This window comes from Pseudomonas sp. GL_091 (assembly GCF_057837725.1).
On sequence record NZ_CM174451.1, the window covers coordinates 3,185,869 to 3,201,729 of the forward strand.

Here is a 15,861-nt window from a genome sequence, read left to right on the forward strand (position 1 = left end):
GGAATTGTGGCTGCTGGAGGGATGAAAAGTCGTCGAGGGGCGAGCGGGCATGCGCAGGGAGAGTGGCGGGGAAAGGGGCAGGTACAGGTTCCGAAAACCGGTGTTGGTCAAACGAGTGCAGGGTGGTATTCGCCAATGCGATTCAAGGCGCATTGGCGAATACGATGGATCGACTACGTGATACTCGGCATCAATTTCCAGGCGCTGCACAGGCCGCAGCCACCGTGGGTGTTTTCGACGACCGTGATTCTTGCGACAAAATGAACAGCAGACCGAGCACCGGGATGATCGCTGCAGCGAACGGGATGGCGGCGGCGCCCAGGTGGCTGTCGATCACGGCGCCACCGATGAAACCGCCCAGGGCATTGGCGATGTTGAAGGCCGAAATGTTCGCCGTCGCCGCCAGTTCAGGCGCCTTTGAACCGTACTTCATCACTCGCATTTGCATCGGCGGCAGGTTGGCAAACGTCGTCACGCCGTAGATGAAGGCCGCGATCAGGAACAACCATTTGTAAGGGGCCAGGAAGCCGACCAGCACCAGCGCGGCGATCATTGCGATCGGCCAGACGATCAGCGAGCGGTGAAGGTTGGCGTCAGCGGTGCGGCCGCCGATGCTGTTGCCGACGACCAGGCCGGCACCGACCACCACCAGCACCCACGTGATTGCACTGCGGTCAAATCCGGCGATCTGTTCGGCAACCGGCGCGATGTACCCGTACAGCGTCATGAAGCCGACCCAGCCGAGCATGGTGAAGGCCAGGCTGGCCAGAAGGTTGCGGTCACGAATAACCGAGAGCTGGGTCAGTACCGAGGCCGGTTTGTCTTCGGGGCTGCGTTGGATCGTGACAGCGATCATCAGCATCGCGACGACCCCCATGACTGCGACGACGAGAAACGTGCTGTGCCAGTCGAAGGCATTGCCGATCCAGGCACCCGCTGGTACGCCCAGCACGTTGGCGAGGGTCAGGCCGCCGAACATCTGGCCAACCGCTCTGCCGGCCATATTGTCGGCCACCATGCGTGTCGCGACGACCGCGCCGATCCCGTAGAAGGGGCCTTGGGTCAGGCCCGCCACCACGCGGCTGATAATCAGCGTCGTGTAGTCGGTGCTGAAGGCGGCAATCAGGTTACCGGCGACAAACAGCCCCATGAGCACGATCAGCACATTGCGCTTTTCGAAGCGTGCCAGCCACAACGTCAGGAGGGGGCCGCCGATCACAATGGCGAGGGCATAGGCGGTGATCAGGTTGCCTGCTTGTCCGGTGCTGATTTTCAGGCTGTCGGCCACCTGGGGCAGGATGCCCGCGATGAGAAATTCGGCGGTGCCGATCGCGAAGGCGGAAAGGGTCAGGATCCAGATCTGAATCGGCATTCTTGAAGTCAGTGACATGAAAGCTCTCCTTTCGTAAAAGTCAGTTGATCAGCGCACCGCCATCGATATCGATGACGGCGCCAGTGATAAAGGGATTGTCGATAACGCTCAGGTAGCCCATGGCAAGGTCTTGCGCACGACCGAACCGGCCCGCCGGCAAACTGGCGGCGGCGCGTTCGAGCATGGCGTGGCGAGCCTCGCTGTTCATCGCCTGGTAAGCCTCGGTATCCGTCAGGCCAGGGCTGATGACGTTGACGCGAATGGGGCTGAGCTCCCGCGCTAGGATCTTGGCCACGGCTTCAAGCGCCGCGTTCACGGCGGTCTTGACGAAGGTGCCGGGTACGGTTCTGCGAGCCAGAAAGCCTGAGGTCAGCGTCAGCGTGCCGCCAGGGCGGATATGTTTGGCGGCCGCCTTGGCGACGGCGAGCGAGCCCCAGAACTTGACGTCGAAAGCGGCTTTGGCCTCACTCATGTTGACGTCCGTCACTTTGCCGCCGGGGGCCTGTGAACCGGCCGTGAAGACGACGTGATCGACCGGGCCGAGGGCGGCGAAGTAATGCTCCACGGATTGTTCGTCGCTGATGTCCAGCCCGGTGCGGCGACTGGCGCTATTGACCTGGCCAGGTCGCGCGGCCAGTGCGGTGACCACTGCCTGGCCGATCCCGCTGTTACCGCCGATGACGACAGAGACGGTGTTTTCAGTGAAAGTCATGGTGAGTCTCCTGTGGAACGGGTTCGGAAAAGACGGCTTCGAGAAGAGGCCCGCCAGGGGCGCGGAAGAACAGGCGACGTTCCTGCAATTCTTCCAGGTCCATCGTTGAGTAACGAATGCCCAGACGCTCAAGCTTCTGCCGGAATGCGCCGTACCCTTCGATGCGAAAACCCACGTGGTCAATCGCTTCGGCGGCGTGGTCGATGCCATAGCCTTGGGTGCCGATGATGTGAACCAGTGGCTGGCCATCGGTGTACAGCCAGTGCCCGGGAATTCGTTTGATGGCTTGCGGGCGTTCGCCGTCCTGCAAATCGAATACGGTACGAAAGAAATCGCGGGTGCCAGCGATGTCGCGGGTCCTGATGGTGACGTGATCAAGGTGCATGGCTATCTCCTGCCGGTTGTTGTGGCGAAGATAGACATTGCGAAGTAATTTGATAATTGCTTAGGATTCGAAATTATATTTCGGAGATTCCGAAAGATGACCCTGGATAACCTGGCGCTGTTCCTGATGATCGTCGAGAAGGGCGGCCTCTCTGCCGCCGGCCGGGAGCTGGGGCTGTCTCCCGCTTCAGTCTCCGAGCGTCTGGCGATGCTCGAGGGCTATTACGGTGCAAGTTTGCTCACCCGCACAACACGCTCTATCAGCCTGACTGACGAAGGTCGACTGCTGGCCGATGGGGCCCGCCGCCTGCTGGCCGAAGCCGATGAACTGGAAAGCAGCATCCGCTTGGGGACGCAAAAAATCTCCGGGCTCATTCGTCTAAGCGCGCCGGTCGATCTCGGGCAATCGCAGATTGTGCCGATCCTTGACCGGTTTCTGGCCGAGCATCCCTCGGTGACAATCGACCTCAATCTCACCGATGGTTTCGTCGACCTGGTCAGTCAAGGGATCGACTTTGCTGTGCGTTACGGGCTATTGGCAGACAGCACGCTACGGTCCAAGCCGATTGGCGAGAACCGGCGCGTGATCTGCGCGGCACCTCAATACCTTGAGCGCAATGGCACCCCGGAACACCCGGACGATCTGGCGAAGCATGACTGCATCGTCATGCGCTTTGGCGCCAACATCGATCGGGTCTGGACGTTCCGGGTCGCGAGCGAGGCTTATCGCGTAGTGGTCAGGGGGCGGAGGGTGGCGAATAACGGGGGGCTGGTCAGGCAGTGGTGCCTGGACGGGCACGGCATCTGCAACAAATCCGTTTGGGATGTCCAGGCCGATCTCGCCGCTGGACGACTGGTGGAAGTTCTGCCTGATTATTCGCCCGGCCAAACGGCGCTGCAGATTGTGTATCCACCGGTTCGTGTCCTGCCGCGCCGTGTCCGGGCATTGATTGACACCATCAGCTCGGAACTGGCACTGGAAGCGGGCGGCTGACCGGCAACGCCGTGCCGTCTCAAGAATGGGCTGGATAGTCGATATAACCGCGGCTGTCGCCACCGAAAAAGGTCGCGGGGTCGGGTTCGTTCAACGGTAGGTTGTCTCGCAGGCGTACGGGCAGGTCCGGATTGGCAATAAACGGCCGTCCGAACGCGATGATGTCGGCTCGACCCTTTGCCAACGCCTGCTCAGCGCTTTCGCCGGTGTAGCCGCCGGCCAACATCAGCACGCCACGGTGCAGAGTTCTGAGCTGGTGGATGATTTCATCCCAGCGCGGGTCGAAATTTTCATCCTTCACGGTCCCGACAACGGCCGGTTCCACCAGGTGCAGATAGGCCAGGTTCCAGTCGTTGAGCCGGCTGACGATATGGCCGAAGGTGGCTTGCGGTGTTTCATCCCCCATGCCCATGAATCGGCCCATCGGTGTCAAGCGCACCCCGACCCGTTCAGCCCCCACTTCGTCGACAACGGCCTCGACCACTTCCAGCAGCAGACGGGCGCGGTTTTCAATGTTGCCGCCGTAGCTATCCTGGCGATGATTACTGTTGCTGTTGATGAACTGGTCGAGCAGGTAGCCGTTACCGGCGTGAATTTCGACCCCGTCCATGCCCGCGCGGATGGCGTTACGTGCCGCGCGGCGATAGTCGCCGATGATCGCCTGGATGCCCTCGAAGGTCAGTTCCTGAGGGACTGGAACATCACCCCAGATGCCATTGCCCTGATCATCGACAATGAAGGTCTTACCGGGAACCGGCAGTGCGCTCGGCGCGACCGGCAGTGCGCCATCGGGCTGGAAGGTCGGATGGGAGACGCGACCGACATGCCACAACTGCATGAAGATCGTGCCGGCGCGGCTGTGAACGGCCTCGCTGACCGCTTGCCAGGCCCGGACCTGTTCTTCGCTGTAGATGCCCGGGGTCCAGGCGTAGCCCTGGCCTTGTCGAGAGATCTGCGTGGCCTCGGTGACGATGAAGGCCGCGCCGGCGCGTTGCCGGTAATACTCAATATTCATTTCGGTCGGTACATCGCCAGGTTGGCCGGCACGGGAGCGTGTCAGTGGGGCCATGGCCACCCGGTGTTGCAAGGTGGAAGCGCCCAGCGCGATCGGTTGAAAAAGATGAGTGCTCAAGGTGTTACTCCTTGGAAAAGTGGTCACGTTTTGCGTGAGGTAAGAAAGGCGCTCGGCCGGGCATGGGCCATCGGCAAAGCGCGCTGGGTGGTCAGAAGCCGGCCAGGGTTTCGTCCAGCCAGTCGAAGATGGTCTGGTGCGCGCGAAACATCGCGCCCATATGGCAATGCTCACCGGCACCTTCTGCCTCGGTCAGCGTTACCAGCTGTTTCGCTGAATTCAGCGCGGCGTGGATTGCCTGAGGCTGGCCTTTGAGGAACTGGTCGTTCTCGGCATCGAGCACCAGCGTCGCCGCGGTGATATCGCCGGCGATGCCGGCCAGTGTGTAGAGCTTGTTCTTACGGACGAACTCGCTGGGTGAGGAGGTGCCGAAGGTCCACATACCGTTCTGCATGGCCCAGCGCGGGCCGGTTTTGAGGGCCATGATCATTCGCAGCACCGAATCGGCCTCGTCGTCTTTCTGCGCATGTATCCACGACACCAGGTACGGCGGCAGCATGTGTTCGAAGGCGGCATGGAAGTCCAAAATGCCGTCGTCGAGGATGATTGCCGCAGGCCGGTGATCGAAGGCGGCGGCACGGGCGACAAGGTAGCTGCCCAGGCTGTAGCCGAACAAAGCGATCTTGTCTGGTGCCACTTCCTTGCGGGTCAGGGCGAAATCGATGACCGGCGTGATCACTTTTTCCCAGTCATGACGGAACGTCAGTTTCGACTCGCGGATGGCCGCACCCTGGCCAGGGCCGTCGAACGCGAGCACGTTGTAGCCACGACTCAAGGCTGCCGCACCGATGGCGACATACGATTCCTCTTGGGTCGAATCGAAGCCGTTGTTGTAGATGATGGTCGGTTTGGGTTCGCCGGTGCGGTCGGCCAGGAACAGATAGCCGGGCAGCGTCGTATTCTCGTAGGGGATCTCGACGATCTCGAAAGGCGTATCGAGCAGTTGGGCGGCCTGAATGAAGGTCTGCGTTGAGCGACCGGATAACCGGGCTACATCGGCATCGTTGACCGGACTGACTCGCTTGAAGAACTCTGCCGTGCGGTAGTAATTCGAGGCGCGAAAGAAGGCTTGGCGCGCACTGACGTGATGGCCTGCGGCAAGTGATTTCTCGCCGATTTTCGCCACGCGATCGGCCGTGGCTTCCCACTGTTTCAACCAGGCGTTTTCATCGCCTTCAGGAATGGCGCGTGCCGTTACCAGGACCTCACCGAGGTCGGCGCCGCCGTAGTTGGCGAAACCGGCCGTGCGCAGGGTTTCGAAAGAAAAAGATTCGTCTTCAAACAGGAATTTCATGGACGTACTCCTAGGGCTTGGCGAAAGAAAAGCGATTGCGTTTATCGGGTGGCGACTGAGCGTGACGTCTGGAACAAAAGGTGATTGCCGATGCGGCTGCCCTGGTCGCGCAGATACCTGCCGAGCGCCAGTTGCTGGGGTTCCCAGTGGATGAGCGCCTGGTCGGGATCGTCTGGAAAGGTTTCCAGGGCCGTCAGCAACGAGAGGGCGTTGGCAGCGGCCTTCGATGTGCTTGCCGCGGTGTGAGGCCTTGGAATGGAGGCGGCATCGCCGAGCAGAATGACGCGACCGTCGACCATGTGATCGACCGCCAGATCCCGGATCGCCTGGGCAAAGGGTTGCGTGGTGGCGCGGACCACGGCACGCAACGGCGCCGGCAGCAGCGCATCGGCCTCGCGATAAAGGTGTTCGCGCCAACGGGACGCGAGCTTTCCCTCGGGAATCGAATAGCCACGATCGCGACCCTCTGCGTCGGTCATGATGTCGTGCAATTGCGCGTTATCGGCGACGCGATACCAGACCCAGTTGTAGAGCCGGTGTCCAGGGCGCGTATCGTTGTCATCACCGGGAACGAGATAGCCGAGGATGTGCGAGCGCACGTTGCTGGCGAAACTGAAATCACCCAATAAGGCTTCACGGGCGACGGCCGGCATTTCGTCTTCGCGGACCAGGCCACGCCAGGCCAGATAACCGGCGTAGGTCGATTGCTCATCGGGCCACCGCAGATGGCGCACGGTGGAGTTGCTGCCATCGGCACCCACCAGAAGGTCAGCCGTCTCCTGGGTTCCGTCCTCGAACAGCGCCGTCACGCGGTGGTCCGGCGTTTGGCTGACGCCATTCAGTTTGCGGCCCTGGTGATAATGTTCCTCACCGAAAGCCGCCCTCATTGTCGAATAGATGAGCGACCACGATGTTTGGGTCTGGGGCGCAACATGCTTGCTCTGGATCGAGCCGTCAGGCCTGAACACAGTGCGTGTCCGGGACTGGACGCCGAGCTCAAGCGCCTGGAGATCTACACCGGTCTGACGGAAAACCTCGATGACTTCGGGTTGAAGAACAATGCCTCCGCCACGGCTGTCGAGGTTGTGCGGCGAGCGCTCATAAATATCGACCTCCCACCCGGCACGTCGCAGCAAGTTGCCCGTGAACAGGCCGCCGAGCGATCCGCCGATGATCAGTGCCCGTCGATGAGACAGTCCAGGCGTCTTCATGGGGTCACGCTCCGACGATCGCTTTCGCGGCTAAAAAAGTACTGGGGAAAAATGAACGTTGATGTGACATCGATCAAAGTTGGCATGATTGCACCTCGCTTGGATGTCACTTTAGGTCGTAGCGGCAGGCTTGATAATTGGGCAGAATCGGCGAGGCTCATTGCACAAAACGCAAAGGTGGTTCATGGACACATTCGCAGCGCTGAAGGCCTTTGTCGCGGTTATCGAGAGCGGCGGTTTCGCGCCCGCCGGGCGGCAGATGGGGGTCGCCACTTCGTCGGTGACACGCCAAGTCGACGCCTTGGAGAGAAGCCTCGGGACACAGCTGCTCAACCGATCGACACGCAGCGTGACCTTGACCGGCATGGGTGAGAGCTATTTCGAGCATGCGGTACGTATTCTGGGAGACCTGGAAAACGCCAACCTTGAGGTCAGCGAGGCGGCAGGCCCGCCGCGTGGGTTGTTGAGGGTGAGCCTGCCTGTGACGTTCGCGCGCCTGCATATCGCTCCTGCCATCCCGGCCTTTGCCAGGTTGTATCCAGAGATTCGGCTGGATCTGACGTTGTCGGACGACGTTGTCGATCTGGTGGGGGAGCGGCTTGACCTGGCCATCCGCCTTGGCAGCGTCGAAACTTCAAGCGTTGTCGCGCGCAAGATTGCACCTCATCGCCGGCTGGTATGTGCGAGTCCGGAGTACTGCGATCAGTGGGGAGCGCCTCGATCGCCCGCCGATCTTGCCAGCCACAATTGCCTGACCTTCTCCTACACCCGAGGCCACAGCCTCTGGCGGTTTTCGGGACGTTCCCAGGAGTCCGTCCGCGTCAGCGGCAGTCTGCGCACGAACAATTCCGAGGTGCTTCGAGAAGCGGCAATTGGTGGCATGGGCCTGGTTCTGCTGCCTAGCTGGCTCGTCGGAGCCGATATCGAGGCCGGGCGCCTGCGCGTCGTTCTACCTGAATGGGAGGTAGGGCTCGGGGGCGATGGTGGCGCCATTTACGCGGTGTACCAGCCTAATCGTCGCGCCTCGAAGACGGTCCGTGCATTTGTCGACTTCCTTGTCGAGCGTTTCGGTTCTCCGCCGTATTGGGATGCGTCGAGTGACATCTGATTCGTCGAACAAATGCTTTGCCATCAGGCGAAATCGGTTCTCTGGGAAACCGTTTCCCATTGCGCTATCTCCGCCTGCAGCGTCGCGAGCTTTTCTTTCACGAATTGCAGCGCGTCGCGACCTAGCAGCAGGTGGGCAGGAGGCGTCGGCGAGGCCACGACCTGCATGATGGCCAGGGCCGCCTTGAGCGGATCGCCGGCTTGCTGGCCGCTGCGTTCCAGTCGTGCCTGGCGCTGGCTGTCGAAAGTCGCGTCGTAGTCGCCGATGAAGCGTTCTGCCCGGACCATGGAGCGGCCGGCCCAATCCGTGCGAAAGGCGCCGGGTTCAATAGCGGTGACCGCGATACCGAAGGGCTTGACCTCTTTGCCCAAGGTTTCGGAAATCCCTTCCAGCGCAAATTTACTGCCGTGATAAACCCCAAGTCCTGGGAATGTGGTCAATCCGCCCATCGAGGTAATGTTCAGGATGTGCCCGCTGCGACGCTCACGCATAAACGGCAGCACAGCCTTGATCATGGCCACGGCACCGAACACGTTGACCTCGAATTGCTGGCGAAAATCTTCCAGCGATGATTCTTCGATCAAACCCTCATAACCGTAGCCGGCGTTATTGACCAGTACATCGATGGCGCCAACAGTGCTTTCGATCTCGGCTATCGCGCCGGGAATCGAGGCACTATGAGTGACGTCCAGCAGTCGTCCAAACGAGTGACCCGGTTTCAGTTGATCGAATGCCTGGCGCGATGCCTCGGTGCGCAACGTGCCGACGACTCGCTGGCCGACCGACAGCAGGGTCGTGGCCAGCGCCTTGCCAAAGCCGGAGCTGACGCCGGTGATCAGCCAGGTTTTTTGTGGTTGTTGAGTCTCGTTTTCGGTAGCCATGATGATTCCTCTGATGATGCAGAAGATTCTTCAGGGTTCCCTCGGGACGGGCAATACGCCGGATTTGACTCAGGCCTTGAAGTCAATCTTCATAATGCATGTGGTATAAAAATCGATTTTTCGGGGGGCGATCATGCGCCAGGACCAACTTGATGGGCTCGTGACCTTTGTCTGTGTCGCCGAGCATTCCAGTTTCTCCGCAGCGGCGATCAGGCTGGGTGTTTCACCTTCGGCCGTCAGCCAGGTCATCCGCAATCTTGAGCGGCGTCTGGGAACCGCGTTGTTCAATCGCACCACCCGTAGCGTGGGGCTGACCGAGGCCGGCATCGGATTTTTGGCCAAAGTACAGCCCGCCGTGAACGTGTTGACCTCAGCGGCGCTGGAACTGGGCGACACGACGGGATCGCCCTCCGGGCTGCTGCGCTTGAACGTCCCTCGCTCAGCCTACATGTCGATTCTGCAACCCATGTTGTCGTCCTTTTTAGAGACGTATCCGCAGATCGATCTGGAAATCAGCATGGAGAATGCGTTCGTCGATATCGTTCGGCTGGGCTTTGACGCCGGCATTCGCTTTGGCGATTTTGTCGAGCGCGACATGGTTGCCATCAAGGTCGGCCCCAAAGTGCGCATGCGCATTATTGCTTCTCCCGCCTATCTGGCGCGTCACGGCACGCCCGAGCATCCCACCGACCTGCTCAATCACAACTGCATTTGCTTTCGATCCTCCGGCGGCGTGATCGAGCGCTGGGATATGGCCAAGGGCAAGGAAACCCTGCAACTGCCCGTGCGCGGCCGACTGATCGTCAATGATTCGGCCGCCCTGGTGCAAAGCGCACTGGACGGCAACGGTATCGGTTACATGATCAGCGGCTACATCGACCGGTTCATCGAGCGTGGCGAGTTGGTCAGCCTGTTCGAAGACTGGGGGCCGGAACTCCCCGGGTTCACGCTGTATTACTCCGATCGCCGCCGGGTGACCCGCAAGCTCCGAGCGCTCATCGACTTCTTGCGTGATCCTTCGGGGGGGCATTTTTCCGAGGCGCCGCCATTGCGCCCATCGGAGTCGCTGCGAATTCTTTAAAGGCTGAATACAGTCTGTTGCCATCGTTCATGCGGGCCCCCGTCATTAGTCATCCATGTTTGATCACTCTTGTTAGTCGGACTTCAAAGCCTATGAAGGCTGTGTAAATTCTCTGAGGGCCGAGTTGGTCCTAGGATGGCCGGTAGCGTTTTGATCAGTGGCGGAGTCTGCCGAGCCGCTACCCCATTGACTGGCAAGAGGTGAACATGGCTCAGACGTTGAAGATAAATGGCACCGTGCACACGACCGATGTCGATGTCGATGACGACACGCCGTTGCTGTGGGTGTTGCGAGATGTGCTCGGCATGACGGGCACGAAATTCGGTTGCGGCATGGCCTTGTGCGGTGCGTGCACGGTGCATATGAATGGTGTGGCGGTGCGCTCTTGCGTATTGCCGGTGAGTGCGGCCGCCCAGGCCGACATCACGACGATCGAGGCGATCGGCGAAACCCCCGCCGGCAAGAAAATCCAGGACGCCTGGCAGGCGCTGGAGGTTGTGCAATGCGGTTACTGCCAGTCGGGGCAGATCATGTCCGCCAGCGCTTTGCTGGCGAGCAACCCCAGCCCGAGTGATAGCGATATCGATAACGCCATGTCGGGCAATATCTGTCGTTGCGGCACCTATGTGCGAATTCACGCCGCGATTAAACAGGCCGCCGGTCAGGCGACGTTCGTCAAGGTGGGAGCATGAGCATGAAGGTCGATCCAGCCACAGTCTCGCGCCGAGGATTTCTGAAAATCGGTGCCGCCAGCGGTGGCGGTTTGCTGCTGAGTCTTGCGTTGCCAGGGGCAATCGGTGACAGCTTCGCCGACGCTGCCCAGGCGTTCGAGCCCAATGCATTCATCCGGGTTGACCGCCAGGGCAAGGTAACCTTCACCATCGCGCAGGTAGAGATGGGGCAGGGGACTTACACCTCGATCCCGGTGTTAATCGCTGAAGAGCTGGCGGTGCGGCTCGATCAAGTGGTGATCGAGCACGCCCCGGCCGATAACAGTCGTTACGCCAATCCGTTGCTGGGGTTTCAAGTCACTGGCGGGTCGACGTCGATCCGTAGCGCCTGGGAGCCATTGCGTCAGGCTGGCGCGACTGCCCGCACGCTGTTGATTCAAGCGGCAGCGCTGCAATGGGGGGTTGCCCCCAGCAGGTGTGTGGCCCGCGAAGGCGTTGTCCATCACGAGGCCAGTAAACGCACCCTTGCCTATGGCGAGTTGGCAGAGAAGGCCGCGACGTTGCCGGTCCCGGAAAAGGTTGAGCTGAAAACCCCGGAGCACTTCCAGTTGATCGGGCTCACGAGCAAGCGCACCGATTCGCCGGGCAAGGTCAACGGTAGCGCTTTGTATGGCATTGATGCCCACCCGGACGGGGTCAAGGTCGCGGCGGTCATGGCTTGCCCGGTCATCGGCGGCACCCTCGCCAGTGTCGATGAGCGTGCCGCCATGGCGGTCAAAGGCGTGCTGCGGGTGATTCGGATCGAGAACGCGGTGGCGGTGGTTGCCGAGCATATGGGCGCGGCGCGCAAGGCGCTGGCCCTGCTTGATATCAAATGGAACGAAGGCGCCAATGCGCAATATTCCACGGCGCAAATGCTGACGGCGATCGAACAGGCGTCGCAGCCGGCCGGCACGGTGGTGCGCAACGTTGGCAATGCCGGGCAGGCGCTGGCGCAAGCCGATAAAAAATTCGAGGCGGTCTATCAGGTGCCATTTTTGGCCCATGCCTGCATGGAGCCGATGAACTGCACGGTGCATGTTCGCGCCCAGGGTTGCGACCTGTGGCTGGGGACTCAAGTGCCGGCTCGCGCGCAAGCCGTGGCCGCGCAACTGACTGGGTTGGTCGAGGCCAAGGTTCAGGTGTACAACCACCTGTTGGGCGGTGGCTTTGGCCGTCGACTGGACGTGGATTTTGTCGCCCAGGCGGTGGCGTTTGCCAATCAGGTCACGTTCCCGCTCAAGGTCATTTGGTCCCGGGAGGAAGACACCCGTCACAGCACGTTGCGCCCTTATCATTTCAATCACCTGAGTGCCGGGCTGGATGCGCAGGGGCGGCCGATTGCGTGGACGCACAAAGTCACCGGCTCCTCGATCCTCGCCCGCTGGTTGCCGGCGCGTTTCGCCAACGGTGTCGATGGCGATGCCACGCGCGATCCGAGCGGCCCCTACGATTTCCCCAACATCGGTGTCAGCTACATCCGGCATGAGCCGCCCGCAGGCATCACCACCGGTTTCTGGCGGGGCGTTGGGCATACGCAAAACGTGTTCATGGTCGAAGGGTTCATCGATGAACTGGCCGCCAGTGCCGACCAAGACCCCGTGGCCTATCGCCTTGCACTGCTGGACAAGCACCCTCGGGCGCGCAAAGTGCTGGAGGCTGTCGCGCAAAAGTCAGGGTGGGGAACGCCCTTGGAAAAGGGTCATGGCCGGGGTGTCGCGCTGACGTTCTGCTTCGGTACCTATGCCGCTCAAGTGGCAGAGGTGAGTGTCGATCAACGTGGGCAGGTCAGCGTGCACAAGGTGACGTGCGTGGTGGATTGCGGTCGATCCATCGTTCCCGACAGTGTTGTGGCGCAGATGCAGGGCGGGGCCATTTTTGGTCTGAGTGCCGCGTTGTTCGGCAACATCACGTTCAAGGACGGGCGAGTCGAACAGGGCAATTTCGACACCTATCGCGTGTTGCGGATGAACGAGACGCCCCTCATCGAAACCCACCTGCTCGACAGCAATGAAACCCCTGGCGGGATCGGTGAAGTGTCCACGGTGACGATTGCGCCGGCGGTGGTGAACGCGGTGTTTGCGGCGACGGGCAAGCGACTGCGCAAGCTGCCAATCGATGCCAGTCAATTGGCGAGTGTTTGAGTTGAAGACACCCTGCTGAAAAACGCTGCGCACTCGGCTTGAGGCCGGGTGCGCAGTGCTGAAGGGGACGGTGAGATCAGAACGGGTATTGGCGCGGCGTGTGCTGCACCGACATCCAGTGTTCAGTCGTTAACTCATGAATCAGGCCTTCGCTACCGAAGCGGCCCAGACCGGAGTTCTTTTCCCCACCGAACGGCATGTTGGGCAAGTCAACGGCGGTGATGTCGTTGATATGCGTCATGCCTGTTTTCAGACCGGCAGCAAAGCGCTCTGCCCGGTAGGTGTCACGGGAGAAGACCGCACTGGAAAGACCAAACTCGGTGTCGTTGGCCATGTGCAGCGCTTGGGCGTCATTGGCGAAAGAAAGGATCGGCGCGACGGGGCCAAACAGTTCGCTGCGACCCAGCGCCATTTGCGGGGTAATGCGATCGAACACGTGAGGCGGCACGATCAGGCCGTCCGCCGGGCCACCCAAGCGTTGCCGAGCGCCTTCTGCATGGGCGGCCGCGATTGAACGTTGCACGTTGAGCAATTGCTTTTGGCTGATCAATGGGCCGATGACGGTATCCGGCTCATCAGGGTTGCCTACTTTCAAGTTCTGGACGCGGGCGACATAACGTTCGACGAACTCGTCGTAGAGCTTTGCATGCACCAGTATTCGGTTGGCAATGACGCAGATTTGGCCCTGATGCAGGAACTTGCTGACCACCGCCGCCTGTACGGCCAACTCGAGATCGGCATCGTCAAGCACCACCAGCGGCGCATTACCACCGAGCTCCAGCATCATTTTCTTCAGTCGCGGGCTGGTCGCGATGTTGCTCGCAATACGCCGACCCACGGCCAGCGACCCGGTGAATGATATGACCCGAGGTATAGGGTGTTGAACAAAGCCGTCGCCAATCACCGCAGGATCACCGACCACGACATTGAGGACACCCGCCGGCAGCCCGGCTTCTTCAAGGATCCGGGCGATCAGCAATCCGCCCGTGATCGGCGTTTCACTCGCAGGCTTGACCACGACGGCGTTGCCCAGGGCAATCGCTGGCGCGAGCGTGCGACACGTCAGGTGCAGTGGCCAATTCCACGGGCTGATGACCGCGACGACCCCGACCGGGTTGCGATAGATGCGGTTTTCTTTGCCGGGTATGTCGCCGGCGATGATTCGACCGTACACCTGGGCCGGGAGCGTAGAGGCATCAAGCATGATGGCGCGGGCGGCCCCCCATTCCATTTCAGCCTTCATGCGGGTACTGCCGGATTCGCGAATCAGCCAGTCAACGACTTCGGCATGGCGTGTATCGAGGATTTCGACGGCTCTGCGCAAGATGGCCGCGCGCTCTCCCGGTAAGGTTTGCTCCCATTGTGATTGCGCTGATTCAGCCGCGTGGCAGGCCCGGTCAACATCGTCCAGATTGGCCTGATGTATCTCGACAAGGCGTTCATTTGAATAGGGATTGTTGACTTCCAGTACGGAGCCTGCGAGGCCTGCGCGCCATTTTCCGTTAATAAACAGTCCGTCGAACGTGTAGGGCGCAGGGGGCGTCTTGATGCCCGACATCAATGATTCAGTCATGGGAGTTCCTTAATATTCAGGTAAGCAACGAAGGAAGGCGGTTCAGCGAGCTCGGGTGGCGCCACTGCGCAATGCGATCAGCAATCCGAACGTACAGACGACCAGGCCGCACCACTGGCCAATGGTGGGTAGTTCCCCCACTAACGGCACGCCGAGCAAAATCGCGACGGCGGGAGCCAGTGCAGGAAAGAGGGCGGCTCGACCGGCGCCGAGGTAATGCACGGCGCGGGCGAACGTGAAGAGCGCAACGATGCCCGAGAGAAGGCCTTGAACAACGCCTTGCTCGATGAGCAGGGCGATCGGCGCTGTGGTCAGGCGCTGGGTGCCCGTCACTGCCAAATACAGAGGGGAATAAAGGACACCGCTGAGAGCCGACACGACAGCGGTTGTGGCAAAGGCATCCAGCTTCCAGCGGCGCACCAGCACCGTGAACACAGCGAACATCGACCCTGCGGCAGCAAACAGCAAATCCCCGATCCAGGCTTGGGACTGGCCATCCAGGATCCCTGGGCCTGCAATCGTCACCAGCCCGGTGATGATGACGCCGAGCCCGATGATCCGTGATGCTCTCAGGTGTTCGCGAAGCAGCAGGGCGCCAAGGCAGACGCTCATGAGTGTCAGGACGCCGAGCTGAATGACTGCGCCGTGGGCGAGGGGGGCGAACAGGTAGCCGCTTGCGCCAATCAGTACAAAGAGCGGACCGGCCAACAACGACAGAACGATGCCGCGTCGCCAGCCGATACCCGCCAGGGTGCGAGGTGAATGGATCAGCACCCACGGCAACAGAACTGCACCGGCGACGACATAGCGAATGAACGCAAGGTCACTGGCGTGCAGTCCGGCACCAATCCCGTGGCGGGAAACGGCAAGAAATGCGCCCCAGATAACCGCCGCTATCGATCCGAAGGCAATGCCATAGTGGGTGTTACGGCGTCGTGACGCTAAGCCCGATACAAGTGCAGTTTGGCCTGACATTGTCTGTTTATCGCTCCTGAACGCCCTCAAAACATCATTGTTTGGTAAGGGGCGCTTCATGGTAGGAGCGGGTCGTGCGATGGATAACCCCTCTGAATGGCTATGCCCTATGAAGAAAAACTTCATAAACGATAGTGCGGCCGTAAGGAGGTGACTCGAATGCTACAGATGCGTTACACACTTTTATTAAGGTGTGGGCCAAATGGGTGTGAATGAGCTTATATCGCTGCAGCTACCACAATCCGCCACCAAAACAGCTGGCGAGATCAGCACGGGGCATGTACTCAAGC

14 protein-coding genes are annotated in these 15,861 nt (G+C 60.6%); 5 read left to right on the top strand and 9 right to left on the bottom strand.

What is annotated here, in order from left to right:
• Positions 1–190 precede the first annotated feature (190 nt).
• From AC3ITY_RS14550 to AC3ITY_RS14560, 3 genes are read right to left on the bottom strand one after another with little or no spacing between them, the layout of a single operon-like run.
• Positions 191–1,372, bottom strand: a complete 1,182-nt coding sequence (locus tag AC3ITY_RS14550; protein ID WP_489310143.1) for an MFS transporter — start codon at positions 1,370–1,372, stop codon at positions 191–193.
• A 40-nt stretch (positions 1,373–1,412) separates the two neighbouring features.
• Positions 1,413–2,084: an SDR family oxidoreductase gene (locus tag AC3ITY_RS14555; RefSeq protein ID WP_489310145.1), complete on the bottom strand. Its 672-nt coding sequence runs from the start codon at positions 2,082–2,084 to the stop codon at positions 1,413–1,415.
• Positions 2,071–2,469, bottom strand: coding sequence for a VOC family protein (locus tag AC3ITY_RS14560; protein ID WP_489310147.1), 399 nt, complete (start codon positions 2,467–2,469; stop codon positions 2,071–2,073). The genes AC3ITY_RS14555 and AC3ITY_RS14560 overlap by 14 nt, the downstream gene beginning before the upstream one ends.
• A gap of 96 nt (positions 2,470–2,565) precedes the next feature.
• Between AC3ITY_RS14560 and AC3ITY_RS14565 the strand changes: the two genes are divergently transcribed.
• Positions 2,566–3,462 (top strand): LysR family transcriptional regulator, encoded by an 897-nt coding sequence (locus AC3ITY_RS14565; RefSeq protein WP_489310149.1) that lies wholly within the window; start codon positions 2,566–2,568, stop codon positions 3,460–3,462.
• A gap of 19 nt (positions 3,463–3,481) precedes the next feature.
• Here AC3ITY_RS14565 and AC3ITY_RS14570 read toward each other — a convergent pair whose 3' ends face one another.
• The 3 genes from AC3ITY_RS14570 to AC3ITY_RS14580 form a co-directional block, all read right to left on the bottom strand.
• Positions 3,482–4,594, bottom strand: a complete 1,113-nt coding sequence (locus AC3ITY_RS14570) for an alkene reductase (protein WP_489310151.1) — start codon at positions 4,592–4,594, stop codon at positions 3,482–3,484.
• Positions 4,595–4,685: 91 nt separating this feature from the next.
• Positions 4,686–5,888, bottom strand: coding sequence for an alpha/beta hydrolase family protein (locus AC3ITY_RS14575; protein WP_489310153.1), 1,203 nt, complete (start codon positions 5,886–5,888; stop codon positions 4,686–4,688).
• 41 nt (positions 5,889–5,929) lie between these two features.
• Positions 5,930–7,099 (bottom strand): FAD binding domain-containing protein, encoded by a 1,170-nt coding sequence (locus AC3ITY_RS14580; protein ID WP_489310155.1) that lies wholly within the window; start codon positions 7,097–7,099, stop codon positions 5,930–5,932.
• A gap of 184 nt (positions 7,100–7,283) precedes the next feature.
• On the opposite strand from AC3ITY_RS14580, the gene AC3ITY_RS14585 reads away from it, so the two are divergent.
• Positions 7,284–8,207, top strand: coding sequence for a LysR family transcriptional regulator (locus AC3ITY_RS14585; protein WP_489310157.1), 924 nt, complete (start codon positions 7,284–7,286; stop codon positions 8,205–8,207).
• A 23-nt stretch (positions 8,208–8,230) separates the two neighbouring features.
• On the opposite strand, the gene AC3ITY_RS14590 is transcribed toward AC3ITY_RS14585, so the two are convergent.
• Positions 8,231–9,088 (bottom strand): oxidoreductase, encoded by an 858-nt coding sequence (locus AC3ITY_RS14590; RefSeq protein WP_489310159.1) that lies wholly within the window; start codon positions 9,086–9,088, stop codon positions 8,231–8,233.
• Positions 9,089–9,221: 133 nt separating this feature from the next.
• Between AC3ITY_RS14590 and AC3ITY_RS14595 the strand changes: the two genes are divergently transcribed.
• The 3 genes from AC3ITY_RS14595 to AC3ITY_RS14605 all read left to right on the top strand — a co-directional run bounded on the left by AC3ITY_RS14595 (position 9,222) and on the right by AC3ITY_RS14605 (position 13,023).
• The gene (locus AC3ITY_RS14595; RefSeq protein WP_489310161.1) at positions 9,222–10,169 is read left to right on the top strand and encodes a LysR family transcriptional regulator; all 948 of its coding nucleotides are present in this window, start codon (positions 9,222–9,224) and stop codon (positions 10,167–10,169) included.
• A 206-nt stretch (positions 10,170–10,375) separates the two neighbouring features.
• Positions 10,376–10,861, top strand: coding sequence for a (2Fe-2S)-binding protein (locus tag AC3ITY_RS14600; protein ID WP_489310163.1), 486 nt, complete (start codon positions 10,376–10,378; stop codon positions 10,859–10,861).
• Positions 10,858–13,023, top strand: a complete 2,166-nt coding sequence (locus AC3ITY_RS14605) for a xanthine dehydrogenase family protein molybdopterin-binding subunit (protein WP_489310165.1) — start codon at positions 10,858–10,860, stop codon at positions 13,021–13,023. Before AC3ITY_RS14600 ends, AC3ITY_RS14605 begins: the two co-directional genes overlap by 4 nt.
• A 76-nt stretch (positions 13,024–13,099) precedes the next feature.
• Here the strand turns inward: AC3ITY_RS14605 and AC3ITY_RS14610 are convergent, their stop codons facing one another.
• Positions 13,100–14,581, bottom strand: a complete 1,482-nt coding sequence (locus AC3ITY_RS14610; RefSeq protein ID WP_489310874.1) for an aldehyde dehydrogenase family protein — start codon at positions 14,579–14,581, stop codon at positions 13,100–13,102.
• Between the two features lie 57 nt (positions 14,582–14,638).
• Positions 14,639–15,571: a DMT family transporter gene (locus AC3ITY_RS14615; protein WP_489310167.1), complete on the bottom strand. Its 933-nt coding sequence runs from the start codon at positions 15,569–15,571 to the stop codon at positions 14,639–14,641.
• Positions 15,572–15,861 lie beyond the last annotated feature (290 nt).